Consider the following 22,111-nt stretch of genomic DNA (forward strand, 5'->3'; position numbering starts at 1 on the left):
GGGAGGGAAGTCGTCGAACGGATCTGGTTTCAAGTGCCCGATGACGCCGGGCAGATCCCTCCCGTAAGCGACATCCCTCCGGGCCATTGCGCAGGAAGGATCTGATCCTTAGTGTCCTGCCCGTCGGATGAAACAGATTCTTTGCCGTTCGTCCCTGAGAGGGAGAGGTGAGCAAGGTGCAGCGCTTCGCCGCCGTCATCCGGCTGCGCCCGGAGAAGGAGTCCGAGTACCGCGCACTGCACGCGGCCGCCTGGCCGGGTGTGCTGGCGGCCCTCAAGCGGGCCCGCATCGGCAACTACTCGATCTTCCTGCGGGACGGGCTGCTGTTCAGCTACCTCGAGTACTCGGGGAGCGACTACGCCGCCGACACCGCGGAGATCGCGGCCGACCCGGTGACCCGCGCGTGGTGGGCCCTCACGGACCCCTGCCAGCAGCCGCTGGACACCGCCGCCGAGAACGAGCGGTGGGCCCCCGCCGAGGAGGTCTTCCACCTCGACTGAGGGCCCCGAGGGGACGCCGGGTCAGCCCGTGGCGTCCACCAGCGCCAGCTCGTGCAGGCGCTCCGGCGGGCCCGGACGGGCGTAGTACCAGCCCTGGGCCGTGTCGCAGCCCAGTATCCGGAGTTGTTCCGCCTGGGCGCCCGTCTCCACGCCCTCCACCGTGACCGCCAGGTCCAGGCTGTGGGCCAGGGTGACGATGCCCTCCACGATCTTGAGGTCGACCGGGTCCGCCGGGAACTGCTGCATGCTCTGGGTGAAGGAGCGGTCCAGCTTGAGGATGCTCACCGGCAGGCGGCGCAGGTTCGCGAGGTTCGAGTAACCGGTGCCGAAGTCGTCCAGCGCGATGTCCACGCCCATCTCGGCGAGGCGCCGCAGGGGCTTGAGGAGGTCGTCGTCGGCGCCGATGAGCGCCGACTCGGTGACCTCCAGGCAGAGGGCGTCCGGGGCCACCCCGGTGCGCTCCAGGATGTCCACCGTGTCCTGGACCAGGCCGGGGTGGCTGAGCTGGCACGGGGAGAGGTTCACGTTGATCCGCAGCGGACCGGCCTCCGTGTCCTCGCCGTAGCGTTCTCGCCACTCGCGGGCCTGACGGATCGACTCCTCCAGGACCCAGCGGCCCAACGGGACGATGAGACCCGTGTGTTCGGCGAGCGGGATGAACCGGTCGGGGCCGAGGACGCCGTGCTGCGGGTGCAGCCAGCGGACCAGGGCCTCGGCACCGCGGACGCTGCCGTCACCGAGGTGGACCAGCGGCTGGTACTCGATGAAGAACTCGTTCCGGTCCAGGGCGGCGGGCAGTGCCGTGGTCAGGCCGTGGCGGGTGATCGCGCGGGCGTCCGCCTCCGGGTCGGCGAGTTCGGAGCGGTTGCCGCCCGCCGACTTGGCCCGGTACATCGTGATGTCGGCGCTGCGCAGCACCTCGGCCGGGGTGCGCTCGCCCGCCGGGCCCTCGACGATGCCGATGGAGCCGCGGACCATGAGGTCACGGCCGTCGATGCTGATCGGGGTGACCAGGGCGTTCATGATGCGGTCGGCCAGGTCGTCGACCTCGCGCTGGGTGGCCGGGCCGGTGGTCAGCGCCACGAACTCGTCGCCGCCGAGCCGGGCGACCATCTCGCCGGGCGCGGTCGCGCAGGACTGCAGCCGGTCGGCGACCTCGACGAGCAGCCGGTCGCCGGCCGAGTGGCCGAGGCTGTCGTTGACGGTCTTGAAGCCGTCCAGGTCGAGGTAGCACAGCCCGAACCGCTGGCCCTCGCCGGCCGCCAGGGCCTTCTCCAGGCGCTCGAAGAACAGCGTGCGGTTGGGCAGGCCGGTGAGCGCGTCGTGGGTGGCCTCGTAGCGCAGCCGGAGGTTGAGCAGGCGGCGCTCGGTGGTGTCCTCCATGAGGGCCAGCTGGTACTGCGGTTCGCCGTCCGCGTCCCGCAGCAGGGAGACGGTCAGGTTGGTCCACAGGACCGTTCCGTCGGAGCGGTTGAAGGCCTTCTCGACGTGGTAGTGCTCGCGTTCGCCGCGGACCAGTTCCTCGTAGAGCCGCCAGGTCTGGGGCGCGTCCTCGGGGTGCGCCCACTCCAGGACGTTGCGGCTGCGCAGGGTCTGCTCGGAGCCGCCGAACATGCGCAGCAGCGCGCCGTTGACCTGGAGGACGTTGCCTTCGAGGTCGGCGATGCCGATTCCTATCGCCGCGCCCTCGAAGACGGCCCGGAAGCGGGCCTCGCTGGCGTGCAGCGCCTGGGCGACCACGCCCTGGGCACGCAACGCGGCCTGGGCGATGGCCTCCTGCTCGGCCAGCGTGCGTTCGCGCAGCGCCTGGGCGAACCCGGCGGCCATCGCGTGCTGGATCCGCGAGGAGCGCATCCGCAGCTCCTCCTGGGGGCCGTCCTCGCCGCAGTACAGGACCAGGTAGGCGTCGACGCAGTCGAGGGTGCGGGTCAGCGCCTCGGGGTCGGTGCAGTGCGCGTCGATCAGCGCGGCGCCCACCTGCCGGGCCTCGTCGGCGTCGAAGCCGTGCGCCAGCAGGATCTCGCTCAGCCGGCGGGCCAGCGGCAGCAGTTGCTCCTCGAACTCCGGGCGGGTCAGGGACGTCGAGGTGACCGGGAAGACCGCCCGGCTCCAGATCGTCGCGAACCTGTGCAGTCTGTCCTCCGGGCCGCCCGGCTCCGCGGTCACGCCGCGATCCCCACGCCGGCGAATCCGGAGAAGGCGTACGGATCCTCGTCCTCCGGTGCCGACTCCGGCCGCCAGTGAGGCATCGGCACCAGTCCGGGTTCCACCATGTCGTACCCCTCGAAGAACCGCGCGACCTCGTCGCGCGAGCGCATGATCAGCGGGTTGCGAATGTCCTTGTATACGTCCACCGCGCCCTCGGCCCGCTCGGCCGGCAACGGGATTCCCTCGTACGAGGCATGCGTGAGAACAAGCAGGCTGCCGGGCGCGAGTGCGTCGCGCAGCTGTGCCACTGCCCCGTACGGGTCGTCCGCGTCTTCCACGAAGTGCAGTATGGCAACGAGAAGCAACGCCACTGGCCGATTCAGGTCGATGAGGCGCTCCACCTGAGGGCTGGAGAGGATCTCCTGGGGCTTGCGGAGGTCGGCCGCCACGACGTCCGCGTCCTCGTTGCCGTCGAGGACGGCGTTGCTGTGGGCCACGGCCACCGGGTCGTGGTCGACGTACACCACGCGGGCGCCGGGGTGCGCCGCCTGCGCGACCTCGTGGACGTTGCCGAAGGTGGGGATGCCGGAACCGATGTCCAGGAACTGGTCGATGCCGGTGCCCACCGCGTGGCGTACGGCGCGGCGCATGAAGGCGCGGTTGGCCTGCATGATCTTCGGCAGGCCGGGCAGGTGCGTCATCGCCTTGCGGGCCGCTTCCCGGTCGACCTCGAAATTGTGCGAACCGCCCAGGTAGTAGTCGTAGATACGCGAAACGCTCGGCACCGTGATGTCGATGCTTCGTGGGGCCCAGGCGGGACGCTCCATGTATCTCTCCAAGGCTGAGGCGATCCGGTGTTCGAGCAGAGGCTACTGATCGTCTGCGAACAGGGCGAGCCGAAACGGAAATTGACCGTCCGTTCCCGGTCATGACCTGCGGAATGACCGTTGCAATTTGGGGGCGTTCGGGCTTTCCGTCGGGTGCGGGTCGTTCGTGGTTGCTCGCGCAGTTCCCCGCGCCCCTTTGGGGCGCGTCGCGGCGGGCGCCAATAGAACCTGGAGACGCCAAGAAGCCCGCCCCCTCCGTGCGGTGTGGAGGGGGCGGGCGGTCGTGCGCCGTTGTGTTGTCGTGCGGGGCGGTCGACCCTGGGGAGGTGATCCCTAGCTGGCCGGCGCGCCGACCAGCTTTCCTTCGGGCGAGACGGCGTACCACGTGCCGCCGACGCCCTGGCCGTTGGTGTCACCGGCCTTCGCGTCGCCGGAGAAGGTGTAGATCGGCCAGCAGTTGACCGTCTGCTGCTTCTCGCCGTTGTCGGGCCGGGTGAAGCCCATCAGGCCCTTCTTCACGACGCCCTTGGTGTCGCTGGAGGCGACCTCCGCGACGGCCGGCCACTTCGCCAGGCAGTCACCGGTGCAGTTCGAGACGACCTTGGGCCACGCCTTGTCCTTGATGAAGCGGTAGACCGTCATGCCGTTCTTGTCGACGATGATGTCGCCGAGCTTGGCGTCCTTGCGGACCGAAAGGCCGGGCAGCGAGGCCAGCGTGGCCTTCTTGCCGTCGGGGGCCAGCGCGAACCACTTGCCGCCCACACCCTGGCCGTTGACGTCACCGGCGTTGACGTCCTTGGCGTAGCGGTACACCGGCCAGCCGGCGACGGTCAGCTGCTTGGTGCCGTCGGAGCGGGTGACCTCGCCGAGCAGGGACTTGTCGATGCCCTCACCGGCCGTGGCGTCGTTGGCGGGCACCGGCGGCCAGGTGGTGGCGCAGTCGCCGTCGCAGTTCGACTTGGGGGGATTGGCGGTGTCGGCATCGAAACGGTAGAGGGTGAGGCCGCTGCCGTCGGTCAGCACCTTGCCCAGGTCGGGGTTGCTGGCCACGGTCAGCTTGCCGGCGGGCGCGACCGCGGCCGGGGAGCTGGAGGCCTGGCTGCCGTCGGCGCCGTAGCCGTTGCCCGCGCCGGTCGAAGCGGAGGGGTCGGTGATGCTGCCGATGCCGGCCGGGGCCGTGGCACCGACGTTCTGGGCCGCCGAGGACGGAGTGGTCGTGTTGTCCTGACCGCACGCCGTCGCGAACACCATCACCCCCGCGGCCGTGGCCACCAGCGAGGCGCTCCTCCACGAGGTCTTCATCGTCAACTCCATATAATCGCCTGGTTATTGCAGCGCCTCTGCGCCGCCGCACGACACCAGGTACGGATGCCGGGGGCCGGAGTGTTCAACGGGCGCAGAAATTTCTTTCGGCGCACTGTGACCGCGGACCGCGTCCCGCACGGGCGTACGCTTCGAGCCATTCGCGGGACGGTGTGATTCAAACCGGTTTACGGCGCATGTCCCCCGTTCGGGCCAATCGCCCGGTACTCCGGCGTGCGACGGCGCCCGACGCTCCATGATCTCCGTCGTGCATGCACCCGATGCGACCAGACTCGCGCCCGTCCCAAGGGTGTTGGCCCTGCTGACGCTGACGTGGACCCTGGTGGGCTGCCCGGTCGGCACGGCGTCGGCCGACGCCTGCGCCTCCGCCTCGACGGGCCCCGACGGCATCCACGCGGTGGCCGTCGCCGGGGGCTCCTGGCCCACTCCCCCACCGTGTCCGGAGCCCACCCCGCCGCCCTGTCCCACGCCCACCCCGACGCCCAGTCCGACGCCCACCCCCACCCCGAAGCCGACGCCGAAGCCAACACCGAAGCCCTCACCGACGCCGAAGCCGACGCACAGCAAGCCGCCGGCACCGCGCCCGGCCCCACCGCCACCACCCCGGCGGGCGCCGGCCCCGAAACCCACGCCCACGCCCACTCCCACCCCGCCACCGGCTCCCCGGCCCCGGCCGAAGCCGACCCCGACCCCGACCCCGTCGCCGAAGCCCACCCCGCGGCCCTCGCCGACCCCGGTGACCTATCCGCCCTACCACGTCCGGTCGACCGGCGCCGCGGCCCCGAACCGCACCTCCCCGGTCACCTACGTCCTGCTCATCGCCGTACCCGCGATCATCGCCGTCGCCGCGTTCCGCGCGCGCTGACGGCCGGCCCACCGAATCCTGGAGGCTTCCGTTGCCGGATTGGCTTGTTCTCGTCCTCGCGATGCTCGCGGCCGTCGCCGTGGTCGTGATCATCACCCTCGTCCGCGACAAGAGGGCGGCGGAGGACGAGGATCCCTCCGAGACGCCGGACGTCATCGAGTACATGACCATGTGGATCGGCGTCATCTACGCCATCGTCCTCGGTCTGGCGGTGGCCGGGGTGTGGGAGGCCCGCAGCGCCGCCCAGGACCATGTGCAGGCGGAGGCGCAGGCGCTGCACGAGATCTACGAACGGGTGCGGGTGTACCCGCCCGACGCGCGTGACCGGATCCGGGCGGACGTGGACGCCTACGCGGCCCAGGTCGTCGACAAGGAGTGGAAGGAGATGGCCGACCACGGCCGGCTCTCGCAGCGCGGTGCCGACCTGCTCGCGCAGATCCGCCAGGACGTCACCGACTACGAGCCGAAGACCGACTTCCAGGCGCAGGCCTACCAGCCGCTGGTGGACCAGGTGGCCGCTCTGGACCAGGCGCGCAGCGCCCGGGCCGACTCGACCGGGGCGACCATGCCGAACGTGGTGTGGATCGGGCTGCTGGCCGGGGCGGCGATCACCATCGGCATGGTCTTCGCGCTGCAGATCAGGCGCACCCCGCGCGAGCTGGTCCTCGCCGGCCTGTTCTCCGCGACCATCACCTTCATGCTGTTCCTGATCTGGGACTTCGACGAACCGTACAGCCGCGGGATCACGGCGACGGCACAGCCGTTCCTGAACCTCTTCCCGCACATCAAGGGGTAGCAAGGGGGAGCAAGGTTCAGGAGGTGCCCCCGGGGGACGCCGCGCCACGCCGCCGGCGTCCCTCGTACGGCCCAGGCATCTCCCCCGTTCGCGCTACTGCGTTCGCGCGCGTGTGCGGATGTTCCTAGCGTTCCGATCATCGAGGTGCATTCCCGGCACTGGCGGAACAGGTCCGCATGCTGCTCCTCGGGGACCGGAGGAACCACCATGCGCGCGATACGCGTTGCTTCGGCCGCACTGCTGGGTGTCGGTGCTCTCGCCCTCTCCGCTCCGGCCATCCTGGCGAGCGACAGCGGTGACGGGGGCGGGGACGGCACGCCCTTCGGCTTCCGGGTGACGCCCTCCACCGTGACGGCGGGCGGCCGGGTGAGTCTGCGCCTGGACCGCGACAGCGGCTGCCGGGGCGCCGCGACGGTCACTTCGGGTGTGTTCGACACGGTCCGCATCCCGTCGGAGCGGGACTCGGTGACGGCCACGGTCGACCGGAACGCGAAGTCGCAGGCGTCGTACCGGGTGACGTTCACCTGCGACGGGGCCAGCGCGACGACGGAACTGGCCATCGCGAGCGGCACCTCGGCCGGGCACGGCGACGGACACACGGACGGACGCACCGACGGGGACGGCAACGGGCGCGCCGACGACGAGAGCGGCGCGAGCGACGGCGGACGCACGGACGGGGGCACCGCCGGCACCACGGGCGGGCACGGCGACGACGCCACCCACGTGAGCACGGGCGCCGCCACGGACGGCCGCGCCGACGCCGGTACCGACGGGCGCGCGGACGGGGGTTCCGGCAGCGGCGAGTCGCTCAACCCGCAGCCCATTCCGCCCGGGCGAGGTGTCCAGGCCGGTGAGGGCGGCAGCATCGGGGGGCTCGACCTCGAGGAGATCGGCCTCGGCGCGGCGCTCGTCCTGGGCTCGGTCGGTACGGCGTACCGGCTCTCGCGCAGGCCCGCCGGCGAGGACGGCGCCTGATCGTGACGCGGCCGTCCCTGCCCGTGCCCCGGTCCGCCGAGGGACCGGGGCGCAGGCCCGCCGGGTCAGATCCGCTTCTCGCTCCGACGGCGCACCCAGATCCCGCAGCCGGCGAGCACGGCCGCGCCCACCAGGCCGCCGCCGATCGCCATGTCGGTCGGGGTGGCCCCGGTGGAGACACTGCCGCCGAGTCCGCCGCGCACCCCGCCGAGCACGAAGAACGCGGCCGGCCGGAGCAGGGTGCGTCCGTCGCAGCGGACGGTGAGGTCGTAGGGGCCCGGGCTGGCGTTCCGGTCGATGGTGGCGACACCGCGCGCCATGTCGCCGCCGAACGGGAAGAGCGGCGTCGTACGGAAGGCACGGGAGGTCATGACTCCGCTGCGGCAGTTGTTGACGGTGACGGTGAGCCGCTGGCCGGTGGCGATCGACCGGGGCTGGGCGACGATGTCGCGCGCACCGTCGAAGTTGTCGAAACGCCCGTCACCCCGGCCGTCGAAGTCGTCGAACCGCCCGTCCCCGCCCCGCCCGTCTCCGCCCCGCCCGTCGCGCCCGCCGAAGCCGTTGTTGAAACGCCCGTCTCCGAACCCGCCCACCCCGTATCCGGGGACCACGACTCCGGGGACCGCGATCCCGGGAGCCACTCCGACACTGCCGACACCGGGGGCCACACCGACACCGCCGACACCGGTCCCCGGGGCGACGCCCACCCCTCCGACTCCTCCGACCCCGCCGACTCCGGTCCCGGGGGCGACGCCCGTCCCCCCGACGACCGGGGCCTGGGTGTTGGCCGGGCCGCCGGGGTTGCCCAGGCCGTCGGCGACGGCCACGGGGGCGGCGGCGCCGAGAACGGCGACCACAGTGCACGCGGCCGCCAGCGCACGTGAGTTTCGCATCTCTTCCTCCGCGGAAGGCGCCCCGGGAACGGTCCCCGGTGGATCGGCGAGAAAGCACCTCCCGAATAGACCCTCAGATGCCCGGAACACGCCCGCATTTCGAGAATGGGCCGTCCTGGTGAGGAGACACGCCGAACGAAAAGCGCACAATCGGATATTGCCGCAGGTCACGGACTGTCAGAAAAATCCTGAGAACGGCAACTCGGATGGCTCACCGGAATACCCGCGGGCCACCCGTTCGCCCGTCGCCCCGTCGCCGCACGTGCGCGGGGGACTTAGCTTTTTCCCATGCGCGATACGGACCTGAAGGCGGCCGCGTCGAGAGGGGTTGGCGAATGTCTGCGTCCGAACTTTCCGAGCTGGCCGAAGAGGAGGAGCGGCGGAGGAAGCGTGCCCCCTGGGGCGTGATAGCGCTTGTTCTGCTGACCGGTCTGGCACTCATTCGGAACGGTTCGGGAGAGTTCGACGTCGGTCCGCCGCAACCGGCCTCGGCCGCCGCCCCCGACACCCGTACCACGGTCCCTGGCACCTTCGCCACGGCGCCCGCCCCGCTGCCGTTCGCCACGGCGGACCGCATCAGGATCCCGGCGATCCGGGTCGACGCACCGGTGATGCCGGTGGGTCTGGACACGGACGGCTGGATCGCGGCACCGCCGCCGGACGACCCGAATCTGGCCGGGTGGTTCACCGGGGGTGTCTCGCCCGGGGAGAACGGCACGTCCGTCGTCGTGGGCCATGTCGACAACACGAAGGGCCCGGCGGTCTTCTACGGACTCGGCTCCCTGAAGAAGGGAAACCGGATCGAGGTCGACCGCCAGGACGGCAGGACGGCTGTGTTCGAGATCTACGGAATCGAGGTGTTCGCGAAGGCCGGTTTCCCGGGCGACCGGGTCTACGGCTCCAAGGGCACCCCGGAGCTGCGGGTCATCACCTGCGGCGGCGGTTTCTCGAAGCAGAACGGCTACGACGGGAACGTCGTGGTCTTCGCCCGCCTGGTCGAGGCCCGCTGAGGCCACCACCGGGCGGGCGCGGGCCCGTTCACGTACGGCGGCGCGGCACGGTCAGGTGGTAGCCGTTGTCCAGCAGATAGGGCAGGTACTCGCGCAGGGCCTGGACACTCTGCGAGCGGTCGCCCCCGGCGTCGTGGGAGAGGACCACGACACCGGGGGCGGCGCCGTTCTCGATCGTGTCGACGATGGTGCGGGTGCCCGGGACGGTCCAGTCGGTGCTGTCCACGGTCCAGGCCATCGGCTCCATGCCCATCTCGGCGCCTAGCTGGAAGGCCGCGCGGTTCCAGGCGCCGTAGGGTGCGCGGAACCACTGCGGGCGTTCGCCGTAGGTGTCCTCGATGGCGTCGCTGGTGCTCGTCATCTCGTCGCGGATCTCACTGCGGTTCAGGGTGGTCAGCAGCGGATGCGTCCAGGTGTGGTTGCCCACGACATGCCCCTCGTCGGCCATCCGCGCGACCAGTTCCCTGTTCACGACGATGCACTCCCCGCACAGGAAGAACATCGCCCGCACGTCGTACTTGGCGAGGGTGTCCAGGATGTGCGGGGTGTAGTTCGGGTTGGGGCCGTCGTCGAAGGTGAGCATCATGCGTCTGCCGCTGCGGGAGATCTCCGTGATGGGTTCCTTGCGGACCTTCAGCCTGCCCGGCCGGTTGGGCGGCGGGCCGTATCCGGTGAGCGGCTGGAGCCGGAAGGCGGAGGACTTGAGCGCCGGGCGGGCCTGCGCCCCCGCGGCCGGGGCGACCCCGCCGGCCGCCTCCTCGGCGCTGCTCGCCAGCACGATTCCCGCGGTCCCCGCGGCTCCCAGAGCAGCGCCGCCGGCGAGCAGCAGCCGGCGTCGGGTGAACAACTGATCCTTCTCCATGACTCATCAGTCGCCCGGCGGGGCTCCGGCGCACCACTACGACACCGGTGCGGCGGCGGGAAAGCACCCGCACGGACCAGCAGCTGGAGGTTTCGGTAAGAAAAGACCAAAAAACATCAACGATGGCGGACCAGCGGGAAAGGAAGCGTCTCGCGGATGGTCAGGCCGGTGAGGAACATGACCAGCCGGTCGACGCCGATGCCGAGCCCGCCGGTGGGCGGCATCGCGTATTCGAGGGCGTCCAGGAAGTCCTCGTCGAGTTCCATCGCCTCGGGGTCGCCGCCGGCGGCGAGCAGCGACTGGGCGGTGAGCCGGCGGCGCTGTTCGAGGGGGTCGGTCAGTTCGGAGTAGGCGGTGCCGAGTTCGGTGCCGAAGGCGACCAGGTCCCAGCGCTCGGCGAGCCGCGGGTCGGTGCGGTGCTGCCGGGTGAGCGGGGAGACCTCGGTCGGGAAGTCCTTGTAGAAGGTGGGCAGCTGGGTGCGTTCCTCCACCAGGCGCTCGTACATCTCGAGGACCACGTCGGCGGGCCCGTCGTCGGCGGTGTACGGCACGCCGAGGCGGTCGCAGTGCCGGTGCAGCCGCAGCAGCTCGGTGCCGGGGCCGATCTCCTCCCCCAGCACCTCCGAGATCGCCCCGTACACGGTCCTGACGGGCCAGCTGCCCGAGATGTCGTACTCCTGCCCGTCCCTGCGGGCCACGGGTGCGCCGTGGGCGGCGGTCGCGGCGCCCTGGACCAGTTCGCGGGCGAGGTCGAGCATCACGTCGTAGTCGGCGTACGCCTGGTAGGCCTCCAGCATCGTGAACTCGGGGTTGTGCTTGTGGGAGACGCCCTCGTTGCGGAAGGTCCGGCCGAGTTCGAAGACCTTCTCCAGACCGCCGACGCAGAGCCGCTTGAGGTACAGCTCGGGGGCGATGCGCAGGTACAGGTCGAGGTCGTAGGCGTTGATGTGGGTGGTGAAGGGGCGGGCGTTGGCGCCGCCGTGGATCTGCTGGAGGATCGGGGTCTCGACCTCCAGGTAGCCGCGGTCCAGGAGGCCCTGGCGCAGTGCCTGCACGGCGGTGGAGCGGGTGCGGACCACGGCGCGGGCGGCGGGGCCGGTGGCGAGGTCGAGGTAGCGGCGGCGCACCCTGGCCTCGGGGTCGGCGAGGCCGCGGTGTTTGTCGGGCAGCGGGCGCAGGCACTTGGCGGTGAGCTGCCAGTCGGTGGTGAAGAGGGTCGGTTCGCCCGTGTCGCTGACGCCTATGCGGCCGGTGGCGGTGATCTGGTCGCCGATGTCGGTGTCGGCGGTGAAGCGGTCCAGGGCGGGTCCCGACCCGTCGCGGGTGAGTGCCAGTTGGCGGTCGCCGGACCAGTCGCGCAGCGTCACGAAGACGAGGCCGCCGAAGTCGCGGACCAGCATGATCCGCCCGGCGACGGTGACCGTCTCGCCGTCGCGGACGCCCGCGAGGGCGCGGGGCGGTGGGCCGGTGGCCACCGGGTAGGGGTCGACGCCCGCCGCCCGCAGCCGGTCCAGCTTGCGGCGCCGGACCCGGAACTGGTCCGGCAGGCCGGCGTCGGGTGCGGCGGGCCCGGCCTCGTCCGCTCCGACTGCACCGGGCACCGGCGCGGACGGCGGCGCCGCCTCGACGAGCGGCGGTCCGGTCCGCGGGTGCCCCTTTCCCCAGAGTGTGCGCAGGGACGGTACGGAGACGAAGCCTTCGGCGATTCCGGAGGCGAGGCCGATCCGGGCCAGGGAACCGGCGTCGCCGTAGCAGAGGAAGCGCGGGTACCACTCGGGGCGGTACTTGGCGTTGGAGCGGTACAGGGCCTCCAGCTGCCACCAGCGGGAGAGGAACAGCAGCAGCCGGCGCCACAGCCGCAGCACCGGTCCGGCGCCGATCCGGGCGCCCTCCTCGAAGACCGAGCGGAAGACGGCGAAGTTCAGCGAGATGCGGTGCACGCCGAGTTTGGGGGCGGCCGCGCACAGGTCGGCGACCATGAACTCCATGACGCCGTTGGGGGCGGTACGGTCACGGCGCATCAGGTCGAGGGAGATGCCGTCGGCGCCCCAGGGCACGAAGGAGAGCAGGGCGAGCAGTCTGCCGTCCTCGGCCATGGCCTCGACGAGCAGGCAGTCGCCGTCGGCGGGGTCGCCGAGCCGGTCCAGGGCCATGGAGAAGCCGCGCTCGGTCTCGGTGTCGCGCCAGGCGTCGGCCCGGTCGACGACCTCTTCCATCTCGGTCTCGGTGAGGTCGGCGTGGCGGTGGATGCGGCAGCCGGCGCCGGTGCGCCGGACGCGGTTGACGGCCTGCCGGGTGACCCGCATCTCCCGGCCGCCCAGGTCGAAGTCGGCCACGTGCAGGATCGCCTCGTCGCCGAGCTGGAGGGCGCCGAGGCCGGCGCGGACGTAGGCTCTGGCGCCGTCCTCGGAGGCGCCCATCACCGCGGGCGCCCAGGCGTGCCGGCGGGCCGTGTCCAGCCAGGCGGCGATGGCGTGCGGCCAGGCCTCGGGATCGCCGACGGGGTCGCCGCTGGCCAGGCAGACGCCGGCCTCGACCCGGTAGGTGACGGCGGCCTTGCCGCTGGGCGAGAAGACGACGGCCTTGTCCCGGCGGGTGGCGAAGTAGCCGAGGGAGTCCCGGTCGCCGTAGGCCTTGAGGAGGGCGCGGATGCGGGTCTCCTCGTCGCCGTGCAGGGCCGCTTCCAGGCGCTGCGAACGGAACAGGGTGGCGGCGGCGTTGAGCAGGGCGAGGGCACCGAAGAGACCGAGCAGGAAGGCGACGAAGCGGGGCGGGCGGCCGCCGTAGCTGCGGACGGAGACCAGGCCGCCGCAGACCCGGTCGGCCGCCCAGGCCAGGTGCTGGCCGTGCGGGAGCGAGCCGGGGAAGAGCGAGACCAGGCCCCAGCCGGCCAGGATCGCCACCAGCAGGCCGATCAGCAGGACGCCGAGGGCCCGGCGTACGGCGGCTCTTCGGGAGGCGGCGTAGAACTCCCGGCGGGCCACGATCAGCAGGGCCAGGGCGAGTCCGCAGACCACCAGTGAGCTGAACGAGTACCAGTCGAAGCCGAAGGCGACGGTGAGGACGTCGGCCAGCACCAGCAGGCCGAGGTAGATCACCACCAGCCACCAGGCGACCTTCTTGCGGGCGGCGGTGGCGCCGCCGAGCAGGAACAGGAAGACCGCGTAGGCCAGGTTGGGGCTGACGGGCACCACGACGGCGTCGACGAAGTGCACGACCGGGTGGAGCAGTACGCGCAGCGGGGCGACGAAGGAGAGCAGGGCGCACAGCAGGGCGAGGGTGCCGAAGAAGGTCCCGAAGGCCTCCGGCACCCAGGTCAGCCGCCCGCCGCCGGGCGGGCGTATCGGCCCCGCCGGATCCCTGCCCGCGGCGGGCTCCACGGCGGCACTCATGTCTCCGACTGTAGGAAGCGTCCGCCCGGCCCGCCCGTCGAGCGACCTCGGACCGGCCGACGTTCGGCTGCGGGCCGGTGGGGGCTGGTCGCGCAGTTCCCCGCGCCCCTTACGGGGCGCCGTGCAGCCCCCTGCTTTCAGGGGCGCGGGGAACTGCGCGAGCAACCACCCACGGCCCGCAGCCGAACGTCGGCCCGTCCCGGACCCTCACCGGACCTGCGGATTCCGATAGCCTCGGATCGTGGCGGAACAACATCAGTTCGAGCGGGGCACGGACGGCCCCAAGGTCATCGTCGTCGGCATGGACGGCTCGGACTCCTCGTGGCGTGCGACCTCCTATGCGGCGGGTCTGGCCCGGCGGCAGCACGCGCTGCTCGCTGTCGTGTACGTCCAGCCCGTCCTGGCGGCCGGCGCGGCGCTCGGGGCACCGGTGGCGGAGACCACCGACGAGATCGCGGAGGACCTGATCACGCAGATCCGGGACGCGGCCGAGCGGCTCAAGGGGATATTCGAGGTGCGCTGGGAGTTCCACACCTTCCGCGGCGACGCCTACGGCGGACTGGTGAAGGCGGCCGACGAGCTGAAGGCCGACGCGGTCGTGGTGGGCGCCTCCGAGCAGGCCGGCCACCGGTTCATCGGCTCGGTCGCGATCCGTCTGGTGAAGGCGGGACGGTGGCCGGTGACGGTCGTGCCGTAGCGGTCTCCCGCAGGAGCAGCAGCGGGGTCGCCAGGAGCAGGATCCCGGCGAGGGCGATCGCGGTGCGCGGGCCGGTGAGGCTCGCCAGCAGGCCCCACAGGGCGGTCATGGCGGCCGTGGTGGCCTTGCCGGTGACCGACCAGGCGGACAGGGTGCGGGCGACCCGGTCGTCGGGGGTGTGCTCCAGACGGCGGGTGGCGTACATGGGGCTGTAGACGGCCGAGCAGGTGATCACCCCGAACTCCAGGACCATCACCAGCAGCAGTCCGGGCAGCCCGGGCATCACGAAGGCCAGCCCGAGCGGCCAGACGGCACGCAGGGCGCTCGCGGTGCGCAGCACCCGCCACTGCCCGTACCGGGCGACCAGCGGGCGGGCCAGCCGGGCGCCGAGGAGGCCGCCCAGGCAGGGCACGGCGAAGGCGAGGCCGTACTGCCAGGGGGCGAAGCCGAGCCGGCCGAGCATGAGGACGGCCAGCGGTGGCGCGGCGACCATGATCAGGGCGTTGCCCGCCAGGCTGTTGAAGAAGAGGGGCCGCAGGGTCGGGCTGCCGAGGATGTACCGCCAGCCGTCGAGCAGGTCGGCGGCGCGCAGGCGCTTCGTGTCCCTGGGGGCGGGGCGGGGCTCGCCGCCGCCGACGGCCCGGATGCCGAGCGCCGACAGCAGGAAGCTGACCGCGTTCGCCGCGACGGTCGTCACCGGTCCGAACAGGCCGATCGCGGCGCCGCCGAGGGGCGGGCCGAGGACCAGTGCGGTCCAGTTGGTGGACTCGAAGCGGGCGTTCGCGGTGAGCAGCCGGTCGGCCGGGACGAGGGACTTCAGGAAGGCGCCGGAGGCCGCGCCGAAGGTGATGTCGGCGGCCGCGACGACCACCGAGACCAGCAGCAGCTGGCCGAGGCCCAGGGCGCCGAGGGCGTAGGCGGCCGGGACGGTGAGCAACGCGGCGAACCTGACCAGGTCCATCGCCACCATCACCGGCCGCTTGCGCCGGAACTCCACCCACGGCCCGAGCGGCACCGCCGCCACCGCGCCCACGGCGGGCCCGATCGCCGCGATCAGCGCCACCTCGGCGGACCCCGCGTGCAGCGCGATGACCGCGATCACGGAGAACGCGTCGAAGGCGAGATACGTGCCGAGCGCACTCACCGAGTACGCGGCCCACAGCCACCCGAACCGCCGATCCATGCACAACCTCCCGTTGACCCGGGACATGAAAACGTGCAGGTGGCCGCCGAATCAAACAACTTCCGAGCCCGCTGCCACAACCAGCGGTTGTACGGTGTGGACGTGGACCTCACCGCCGTACGCACCTTCGTCACCGTCGCCGACTGCGGGCAGTTCCAGGAGGCCGCGGCCGTGCTTGCGGTCACCCAGCAGGCGGTGTCCAAGCGGATCGCGGCGCTGGAGAAGGAGCTCGGGGTACGGCTGTTCACCCGGACCGCCCGGGGCGCCGAGCCGACCGTCGACGGCCGGACCTTCCTGCCGTACGCCCGGGAGCTGCTGCTGGCCGAGGAGCGGGCGGCCGCCTCCGTGCGGCGCGGGCGGCGCCCCCTGCGGGTCGACGTGGTCGGCGCCCGGCTCGCCCCGGCGGCGCTGCTGCGCGGGTTCCACGAGGCGCACCCGGACCTCCCCCTGGACGTCGTCACCCTCTTCGACGTGGACTCGGCGCTGGCCGCGCTGCGCTCCGGTGCGATCGACGCGTCCTTCCGGGCCGTCGCCATGCCCGGCCGGCCGCTGCCCAGGGGCGTCGAGGCCGCCCGGGTGTACGACGAGCCGGTCCAGCTGCTCACCGGCCCGGGGCACGCCCTGGCCGGCCGGACCTCGGTCGCGCCCCGGGAGCTGGCCGGGCACCGGATCTGGATCCCGGGGATCGTGGACGGCACCGAGTGGGCCGCGTACTACGCCTCCCTCGCCGCCGAGTTCGGGCTCGCCATCGACTCCTCGGGCCCCAACTTCAGCGGGGCGCTGCAGGACACGCTCGCGGGCTCCGACACCCTGGCGACCCTCGTCAGCGAGCAGACGGGGCTGACCTGGCCGGACGGCCACGACCTGCGCCGGATCCCGCTGCTCGACCCGACCCCCCGCTACCCGCACTCGCTGCTGTGGGCCGCCGCCAACCCGCACCCGGCGCTGAGCGCGCTGCGCACCCATCTCGCCGCCACCCGCCCGCCGCGCAGCACCGCCGGCACCTGGACGCCGGGCTGGGCCGAGACCGTGCGTGGCGTCTTCCGTCCCTGACGCCCCTGAGCCATCATGATCGGCCGTCAGCCGTTCGCGATCGGCGAAGAGGTGAGGCACATGGCCAAGCTACGCGCGGGTGAAGGAATTCTCCGTCGCAAACCCATCGAACACTTCGAGGAGACCGAGGTCGGCGAGGGACCCGGGCTGGACCGGTCGCTGGGGCTGTGGCAGCTGACCGCGATCGGCGTGGGCGGCATCATCGGCGCGGGAATCTTCACCCTCGCGGGCACGGTCGCCAACGAGACGGCCGGGCCCGCCGTGCTGGTCTCGTTCCTCGTCGCCGGTCTGGCGAGTGCCTGCGCCGCGCTGTCGTACGCCGAGTTCGCCGGACTGATCCCGAAGGCGGGGTCGGCGTACACGTACGGCTATGCGGTGCTCGGCGAGTTCGCGGGCTGGTTCATCGGCTGGGACCTGCTCCTGGAGTACACGGCGATCGTGGCGGTGGTCGCGATCGGCATCTCCGGGTACTTCGGCTTCCTGGTCGAGGAGATGGGCGCGAACCTGCCGGACTGGATGCTCGGCGCCCCCGGCACCGGGTCCGGCCACCGGGTCGACCTGTTCGCCGCGGTCCTCTGCCTCCTGATCGCCTACCTGCTCAACCTCGGTATCCGCAGCGCGGCCCGCTTCGAGACGGTCGTGGTGGCGCTCAAGGTGCTGGTGGTCCTGCTGGTGATCGGTGTCGGCGTCTTCCACATCAGCTCGGCGAACTACCACCCCTTCTTCCCGTTCGGCATCAGCGGCGCGTTCACCGGGGCCGCGACGGTGTTCTTCGCGGTCTTCGGGTACGACGCGATGTCGACGGCGGCCGAGGAGTCGAAGGACGCGCAGCACCACATGCCGAGGGCGATCATCTACTCCCTCGCCATCTCCATGGTGCTGTACGTGGCGGCCTGTCTGGTCCTGACGGGCATGCAGAACTACCACGACATCGACCCGGAGAGCGGCTTCTCGACGGCGTTCAAGTCGGTGGGGCTGAGCGGTCTCGCGGACGTGATCGCGGTGGGCGCGATCATCGGCATCCTCACCGTCATGTTCACGTTCATGCTGGGCGTGACCCGTGTGTGGTTCTCCATGTCGCGGGACGGGCTGCTGCCCGCCTGGTTCGCGAAGACGCACCCGACGCGGCACGTGCCGACCCGGGTGACGTGGATCGTCGGGGTGGCCTCGGCTCTCCTCGCCGGGTTCGTGCCGATCGGCGAGGCGGCCGAGCTCACCAACATCGGCATCCTGCTGGCGTTCGTGGTGGTGTGCGCGGCGGTGATCGTGCTGCGCTACCGGCAGCCGGACCTGCCGCGCACCTTCCGTACGCCGTGGATGCCGTTCGTGCCGGCGCTGGGCGTCGTCTTCTCGGTCTGGCTGATCACGTTCCTGAACTGGGAGACCTGGGTGAGGTTCGCGGTGTGGTTCGTGGTCGGGTGCGTGATCTACTTCGGCTACTCGTACAAGAGGTCGCGGCTGGCCGGGCGTTAGAGGCCACGGAGGAAGCCGAGCAGGAGGGCGTTGAACTCCTCGGGCTTCTCCAGGTTCGGGTAGTGGCCGACCCCTTCGACGACCTCCGCGCGGCCGTTGTGGACCTCGCGGGCGAGGCGTTCGGCGGCGGTGAGCAGGTCGGCGGGTTCCAGGCTGCCGTTGATCGTGAGTACCGGCACGTCGATCTTGGGTACCCGGGGCCAGGAGTCGGTCACCGGGACATGCCAGTCCGGCTCGCCGGGGGTGTGCTTGGAGATCGTGCACAGGGCCATCTCCCGCAGTCGGCGCGGGATGTCCGGGGCGAGGTCGGCGACGGCACGGTGCTCGCCGGCCACGCCCCGCAGGAAGGCGTCGAGCCAGCCGTCGATGTCGCCGGCGCCGAGTGTGCGGGCGTACTCGGACTGGAGTCCCTTGTGCCAGCAGTCGGTGTACCGGAAGTCGCCGGTCACCGCACCGCAGGTGACCACCGCGCGGACCAGCTCGGGGTGTTCCAGCACCGTGTCGGTGGCGATCACCCCGCCCATGGACAGGCCGACGAGGACGGCGGGCCCCGCATCCAGACGGCGCAGCAGCTCCGCCAGATCGTCGGCCCAGCGGAAGCGCCTGCTCGCGTTGGCGGAGGAGCCGTGGCCGCGTACGTCCGGGGCGATCACCCGGTACTCGGCGGCCAGCACCGGGATCTGCCGGTACCAGAAACGGTGGTCGACGTACCCGGAGTGGAGCAGGACCACCGGGTCGCCGGAGCCGGTGTCGAGGTAGGCGAGGTCGCCGTCGGAGGACGGGAGGAAGCGGACGTCCGCAGCAGCATTCATGACAACCAAGGTGTCATCCTGACCGGACTTTGACAACCAGGTTGTCATGATGGGTTTGACACCTCGGGTGTCATGGCGGCGCGGTGCATGATGGCCGGGTGAACGACATCGACAAGCCCCTCGCCCCCGACGAACTCGGCGAGCGCATCACCGAGGTGTTCGATCTGATCGGCCCGCTCTACCGGCGCGCCTTCCGCAAGATCGAGCAGGGCGAGCAGATCGAGGGGGCCTCGGTCGGGGTGCGCTCGGTGCTGGACCTGCTGCGCCGGTACGAGCCCATGACGGTGCCCCAGATGGGCCGGATCATGGCGCTGAGCCGGCAGTTCGTGCAGCGCATGGTGAACGACGCGGTGGCGCGCGGCTGGGCCGAGGTCACCCCCAACCCGGCGCACCAGCGCTCCTCGCTGATCCGGCTCACGGACGAGGGCCGGGCGACCGTCACCGCCGTCCTCGCCCGCGAGCACGCCCTGAACCGGCAGGTCGGCGGCGACCTGACCGACGCCGAGATCACGGCGTGCGTGCGGGTGCTGAAGCAGCTGCTGGAGACGTTCGACCACGTCGACGTGGAGTGACCGTCGCCCGGAGTGCCCACCACTACTCCCCCATGACCAGCCCGTCCTTCGCGGCCCCGCGGCTGAGCACGACGTCCCGGACGGCGTCCCGGGCGGCGGTGAAGTCGGCGCCCTGGCCGATGGCCGCGTTGAGGTTCACGACCCGGCCGGCGTCGAGGTCGTACAGCTGCGGGATGAACTCGGCCTTGGCCACCTCCCAGCGCCCGCCCGGCCGGGCGGGCGGGGTGAAGGTGAAGCGGGCGAGGGTGGACTGGTTGCCGCGCGGGTCCTGTTGGCCCTGGCTGTTGAGCATCTCGCCGGCCAGCTGGTCGCCCAGGCTGTAGACCACCCAGGTGCCGTTGACCTTCTCGTACGCCTGCGGGATGTGCGCGTGGGTGCCGAGGAGCAGGTCGATGTCGGGGCGGCCGCCGGTGCGCGCGGCGGTGAGCCGCTTGGCCAGGGTGACCTGCTGCTGGTCGGGGGCGTCGGTCCCCTCGGTGCCCCAGTGCACGGAGACGACGACCACGTCGGCACCGGCCTGCCGGGCGGCGCGGGCGTCGGTGAGGATGCGGTTCTCGTCGAGGAGGCCGACCGCCCAGGGCTGGCCGGGCGGCAGGGCGTTGCCGTTGACGTCGTAGGTGTAGGAGAGCTGGGCGACCCGGGCCCGGCCCGCGTTCATCAGGGTGAGGGTGCCTGCCTCGGCGTCCGTGCGGGCGGTGCCGGAGTGCCGCAGGCCCACCCGGTCCAGCGCGTCGAGGGTGCGCTGGATGCCCGCGGCGCCGTCGTCGAGGGCGCGGTCCGAGGCGGTGGAGCAGCCGTCGTAGCCGGTGGCCGCGAGGGCCTCGGCGAGTTGCGGCGGGGAGGTGAGGCCGCCGGCGCGGGCGCCGTCCGTGCCGGTGACGGTCGCCAGGTGACAGAGCGCCAGGTCGGCGCGGGAGACGACGGGTTCGACGCCGGCGAGCATCGGGCGGAAGTCGTAGCCGTTGCCGCCCGCGTCGAAGTTCGCGTGGTCGACCGCGGACTTCTGCGGCATGACGTCACCCGCGGCGACGAGCGTGAAGCCGCCGGTGGCGGGCACCGCCGGTGCCGGGTGGCCGGGCGGGACGGCCCGCTCCTCCCGCACGTGGTTCTGGCAGGCGGCCGCGGCGGCGAGCAGGGCGGTCAGGGCCAGGGCCGCCTGGCGTCTGCGATTGATCATCAGGAGCACCCCAGAGTCGCAAGCCTTGTCCGATTTACAGATCAATGGGTACGAAGGTGAGGGCGACCGCAAACAACTCAGGCGTCCCGATTGACCCATCCGGGTCGGGTAAGGGGTGTGACGGACCGTTCGTCGCACCGTTCGCCGACGCGTTCGACCGTCCGCCGCACATCCCTGTGCACCCCCTGTCCCCCGGCCGGGCCCTGCGATGCCATACGGCCATGACGGCCGGAACCACCCTTCCCCACGGGACGACGACCGCCGAGCACGAGCTCGTCGCACTCCAGCGCGACCACGGCCGGCCGCTCTTCGCGCTGCTGCTGCGGCTCAGCGACGGGGACCGGCAGCGGGCCGAGGACCTCGTCCAGGAGACCCTGGTACGCGCCTGGCAGCATCCCGAGGCGCTGCGCGCCGACGCCTTCGACTCCGTGCTGCCGTGGCTGCTGACGGTCGGCCGGCGGCTCGCCATCGACGCGCGGCGGGCCCGGCAGGCACGGCCCGCCGAGGTGCACGACGCCGTCCTGGAGAACACCCGGGCCGCCGGCGACCACGCCGAGCGCGCCGCCGCGGCGCTCGACGTCCGGGAGGCTGTGAAGACTCTCACTCCCGAGCACCGTGAAGTCCTGGTGCTGGTGTATTTCCAAGGGGCGAGTGTTGCGGAGGCCGCCGAGATCCTGGGGATTCCACCCGGTACCGTGAAATCACGGGCGTACTACGCGCTGCGCGCCCTGCGCCGGGTTCTGCCCGGTTATGCACCCGACCTGCGATGAAACCGTAAGCCAGGTCAAACCTCGGTAAAGCGCCTTGCTGAGGACCGTGTTTGAGCAATCAGCTGTCTTCATCCGTGTTCCGCACCGGGAGAGGGACGGACCCGGGGTCGGGGCCACGCGCGCACCGGAGGAAGGCAGGACGGGATGCTGCACAGAGGTCAAGAGAGCACGGGCGGGGCCGGGAGCGGGGAACTGGCGGTCCCGATGGCCTGGTTGTACGCCGAGTACATCGCCGACGAGCTGCTGCGCACCGGCGATCTCATGCCACCGACGTCCTTCGAGTTCCGGGCCGGCCGTGACGCGCTGGCGCTGACCATCTTCCTCTCCGACACGGACGGCGAACTGTCGGGCATCCGGGTCGTGTCCCAGTTGGAGAACTGGCTTTCGCTCACGGCGTACGACCAGCAGTGGCAGGACTGGGTCGGCGAACGTATGGCTGTGGTGACGGCCGAGACCGCCGAGTCGGGCGGGCCGTCACCGGACCTGGATCTGGCCGCGGCCGCCTGGCGCTGGCTGGAGGAGACCGAGCTGCTCGCGCCCGACCTGGACGCGGTGCCGGGCGGCGCCTCGGTGTTCGGAGAGGACGACGGACCGAAGGTGTGGACCCCCGCCTGGCGGCTCGGTCTGCCCCTCGGACATCTCGCGATCCATCTTTTTTGATTCAGGACCAATCCGCGGGCCCGGCCGCTCCGAATCCGTTGATTACGATTCTGTACGTGGCTTGAGTGAAACGGCTGCCGACTGCGTACGGGTGGGAGCAAGGAACAACGAGTAACCCCCACC

20 protein-coding genes are annotated in these 22,111 nt (G+C 71.7%); 11 read left to right on the plus strand and 9 right to left on the minus strand.

The features are described from left to right. Window positions 1–176 precede the first annotated feature (176 nt). A complete protein-coding gene (locus ABZ887_RS26565) occupies window positions 177–500 on the plus strand; it encodes an L-rhamnose mutarotase (protein WP_361294174.1) in 324 nt (107 codons plus the stop codon). Window positions 501–521: 21 nt separating this feature from the next. Here the strand turns inward: ABZ887_RS26565 and ABZ887_RS26570 are convergent, their stop codons facing one another. The 3 genes from ABZ887_RS26570 to ABZ887_RS26580 form a co-directional block, all read right to left on the minus strand. Continuing rightward, a complete protein-coding gene (locus tag ABZ887_RS26570) occupies window positions 522–2,666 on the minus strand; it encodes an EAL domain-containing protein (protein WP_361293823.1) in 2,145 nt (714 codons plus the stop codon). Further along, a complete protein-coding gene (locus tag ABZ887_RS26575) occupies window positions 2,663–3,475 on the minus strand; it encodes an SAM-dependent methyltransferase (protein ID WP_361293826.1) in 813 nt (270 codons plus the stop codon). The genes ABZ887_RS26570 and ABZ887_RS26575 overlap by 4 nt, the downstream gene beginning before the upstream one ends. Before the next feature lie 333 nt (window positions 3,476–3,808). After that, the gene (locus tag ABZ887_RS26580) at window positions 3,809–4,777 is read right to left on the minus strand and encodes an SCO0930 family lipoprotein (protein ID WP_361293829.1); all 969 of its coding nucleotides are present in this window, start codon (window positions 4,775–4,777) and stop codon (window positions 3,809–3,811) included. A 757-nt stretch (window positions 4,778–5,534) separates the two neighbouring features. Here ABZ887_RS26580 and ABZ887_RS26585 point away from each other — a divergent pair. The 3 genes from ABZ887_RS26585 to ABZ887_RS26595 all read left to right on the plus strand — a co-directional run bounded on the left by ABZ887_RS26585 (window position 5,535) and on the right by ABZ887_RS26595 (window position 7,434). After that, the gene (locus ABZ887_RS26585; RefSeq protein ID WP_361293832.1) at window positions 5,535–5,663 is read left to right on the plus strand and encodes a hypothetical protein; all 129 of its coding nucleotides are present in this window, start codon (window positions 5,535–5,537) and stop codon (window positions 5,661–5,663) included. 31 nt (window positions 5,664–5,694) lie between these two features. Further along, window positions 5,695–6,459, plus strand: a complete 765-nt coding sequence (locus ABZ887_RS26590; protein WP_361293835.1) for a DUF4239 domain-containing protein — start codon at window positions 5,695–5,697, stop codon at window positions 6,457–6,459. A 207-nt stretch (window positions 6,460–6,666) separates the two neighbouring features. Then, window positions 6,667–7,434 (plus strand): hypothetical protein, encoded by a 768-nt coding sequence (locus ABZ887_RS26595; RefSeq protein WP_361293837.1) that lies wholly within the window; start codon window positions 6,667–6,669, stop codon window positions 7,432–7,434. 65 nt (window positions 7,435–7,499) lie between these two features. Here the strand turns inward: ABZ887_RS26595 and ABZ887_RS26600 are convergent, their stop codons facing one another. Continuing rightward, window positions 7,500–8,327, minus strand: a complete 828-nt coding sequence (locus tag ABZ887_RS26600; protein WP_361293840.1) for a hypothetical protein — start codon at window positions 8,325–8,327, stop codon at window positions 7,500–7,502. Between the two features lie 335 nt (window positions 8,328–8,662). On the opposite strand from ABZ887_RS26600, the gene ABZ887_RS26605 reads away from it, so the two are divergent. Beyond that, window positions 8,663–9,337 (plus strand): class F sortase, encoded by a 675-nt coding sequence (locus ABZ887_RS26605; protein WP_361293843.1) that lies wholly within the window; start codon window positions 8,663–8,665, stop codon window positions 9,335–9,337. 28 nt (window positions 9,338–9,365) lie between these two features. On the opposite strand, the gene ABZ887_RS26610 is transcribed toward ABZ887_RS26605, so the two are convergent. Both ABZ887_RS26610 and lysX read right to left on the minus strand, forming a co-directional pair. Next, the gene (locus ABZ887_RS26610; RefSeq protein WP_361293846.1) at window positions 9,366–10,199 is read right to left on the minus strand and encodes a polysaccharide deacetylase family protein; all 834 of its coding nucleotides are present in this window, start codon (window positions 10,197–10,199) and stop codon (window positions 9,366–9,368) included. A 116-nt stretch (window positions 10,200–10,315) separates the two neighbouring features. Continuing rightward, entirely contained in the window at window positions 10,316–13,591 is a 3,276-nt protein-coding gene (gene lysX, locus ABZ887_RS26615; RefSeq protein WP_361293849.1) for a bifunctional lysylphosphatidylglycerol synthetase/lysine--tRNA ligase LysX, read from the minus strand. 241 nt (window positions 13,592–13,832) lie between these two features. Here lysX and ABZ887_RS26620 point away from each other — a divergent pair, with 241 nt between their 5' ends. Continuing rightward, entirely contained in the window at window positions 13,833–14,288 is a 456-nt protein-coding gene (locus ABZ887_RS26620) for a universal stress protein (protein ID WP_361293852.1), read from the plus strand. On the opposite strand, the gene ABZ887_RS26625 is transcribed toward ABZ887_RS26620, so the two are convergent. Next, window positions 14,224–15,471 carry an MFS transporter gene (locus ABZ887_RS26625; protein ID WP_361293855.1) on the minus strand — a complete coding sequence of 416 codons (1,248 nt, stop codon included), beginning with the start codon at window positions 15,469–15,471 and terminating at the stop codon, window positions 14,224–14,226. The genes ABZ887_RS26620 and ABZ887_RS26625 overlap by 65 nt on opposite strands. Window positions 15,472–15,573: 102 nt before the next feature. Between ABZ887_RS26625 and ABZ887_RS26630 the strand changes: the two genes are divergently transcribed. Both ABZ887_RS26630 and ABZ887_RS26635 read left to right on the plus strand, forming a co-directional pair. Then, window positions 15,574–16,524: a LysR family transcriptional regulator gene (locus ABZ887_RS26630; protein ID WP_361294177.1), complete on the plus strand. Its 951-nt coding sequence runs from the start codon at window positions 15,574–15,576 to the stop codon at window positions 16,522–16,524. Between the two features lie 60 nt (window positions 16,525–16,584). After that, window positions 16,585–17,997, plus strand: a complete 1,413-nt coding sequence (locus ABZ887_RS26635; RefSeq protein WP_361293858.1) for an amino acid permease — start codon at window positions 16,585–16,587, stop codon at window positions 17,995–17,997. Here the strand turns inward: ABZ887_RS26635 and ABZ887_RS26640 are convergent. Further along, window positions 17,994–18,809: an alpha/beta hydrolase gene (locus ABZ887_RS26640; RefSeq protein WP_361293861.1), complete on the minus strand. Its 816-nt coding sequence runs from the start codon at window positions 18,807–18,809 to the stop codon at window positions 17,994–17,996. The genes ABZ887_RS26635 and ABZ887_RS26640 overlap by 4 nt on opposite strands. Before the next feature lie 98 nt (window positions 18,810–18,907). On the opposite strand from ABZ887_RS26640, the gene ABZ887_RS26645 reads away from it, so the two are divergent. After that, window positions 18,908–19,381 carry a MarR family transcriptional regulator gene (locus ABZ887_RS26645; RefSeq protein ID WP_361293864.1) on the plus strand — a complete coding sequence of 158 codons (474 nt, stop codon included), beginning with the start codon at window positions 18,908–18,910 and terminating at the stop codon, window positions 19,379–19,381. A gap of 22 nt (window positions 19,382–19,403) precedes the next feature. On the opposite strand, the gene ABZ887_RS26650 is transcribed toward ABZ887_RS26645, so the two are convergent. Next, on the minus strand, window positions 19,404–20,558 hold the full coding sequence (locus ABZ887_RS26650) for a CapA family protein (RefSeq protein ID WP_361293867.1): 1,155 nt from the start codon (window positions 20,556–20,558) through the stop codon (window positions 19,404–19,406). Between the two features lie 221 nt (window positions 20,559–20,779). Here ABZ887_RS26650 and ABZ887_RS26655 point away from each other — a divergent pair, with 221 nt between their 5' ends. Beyond that, window positions 20,780–21,328: a sigma-70 family RNA polymerase sigma factor gene (locus tag ABZ887_RS26655; protein WP_361293870.1), complete on the plus strand. Its 549-nt coding sequence runs from the start codon at window positions 20,780–20,782 to the stop codon at window positions 21,326–21,328. A 144-nt stretch (window positions 21,329–21,472) separates the two neighbouring features. Then, the gene (locus ABZ887_RS26660; RefSeq protein WP_361293873.1) at window positions 21,473–21,988 is read left to right on the plus strand and encodes a hypothetical protein; all 516 of its coding nucleotides are present in this window, start codon (window positions 21,473–21,475) and stop codon (window positions 21,986–21,988) included. The last annotated feature ends 123 nt before the right edge of the window (window positions 21,989–22,111 follow it).

The organism is Streptomyces sp. NPDC047061 (assembly GCF_040643955.1).
Lineage (GTDB): Bacteria > Actinomycetota > Actinomycetes > Streptomycetales > Streptomycetaceae > Streptomyces.

Bases quoted from the DNA above. Each gene is read 5' to 3' on its own strand.
- ABZ887_RS26575 (WP_361293826.1), bottom strand. From the start codon at position 3,475: ATGGAGCGTCCCGCCTGGGCCCCACGAAGCATCGACATCACGGTGCCG.
- ABZ887_RS26580 (WP_361293829.1), bottom strand. From the start codon at position 4,777: ATGAAGACCTCGTGGAGGAGCGCCTCGCTGGTGGCCACGGCCGCGGGG.
- ABZ887_RS26595 (WP_361293837.1), top strand. From the start codon at position 6,667: ATGCGCGCGATACGCGTTGCTTCGGCCGCACTGCTGGGTGTCGGTGCT.
- ABZ887_RS26600 (WP_361293840.1), bottom strand. From the start codon at position 8,327: ATGCGAAACTCACGTGCGCTGGCGGCCGCGTGCACTGTGGTCGCCGTT.
- ABZ887_RS26605 (WP_361293843.1), top strand. From the start codon at position 8,663: ATGTCTGCGTCCGAACTTTCCGAGCTGGCCGAAGAGGAGGAGCGGCGG.
- ABZ887_RS26610 (WP_361293846.1), bottom strand. From the start codon at position 10,199: ATGGAGAAGGATCAGTTGTTCACCCGACGCCGGCTGCTGCTCGCCGGC.
- lysX (WP_361293849.1), bottom strand. From the start codon at position 13,591: ATGAGTGCCGCCGTGGAGCCCGCCGCGGGCAGGGATCCGGCGGGGCCG.
- ABZ887_RS26625 (WP_361293855.1), bottom strand. From the start codon at position 15,471: ATGGATCGGCGGTTCGGGTGGCTGTGGGCCGCGTACTCGGTGAGTGCG.
- ABZ887_RS26635 (WP_361293858.1), top strand. From the start codon at position 16,585: ATGGCCAAGCTACGCGCGGGTGAAGGAATTCTCCGTCGCAAACCCATC.
- ABZ887_RS26640 (WP_361293861.1), bottom strand. From the start codon at position 18,809: ATGAATGCTGCTGCGGACGTCCGCTTCCTCCCGTCCTCCGACGGCGAC.
- ABZ887_RS26650 (WP_361293867.1), bottom strand. From the start codon at position 20,558: ATGATCAATCGCAGACGCCAGGCGGCCCTGGCCCTGACCGCCCTGCTC.
- ABZ887_RS26655 (WP_361293870.1), top strand. From the start codon at position 20,780: ATGACGGCCGGAACCACCCTTCCCCACGGGACGACGACCGCCGAGCAC.
- ABZ887_RS26660 (WP_361293873.1), top strand. From the start codon at position 21,473: ATGCTGCACAGAGGTCAAGAGAGCACGGGCGGGGCCGGGAGCGGGGAA.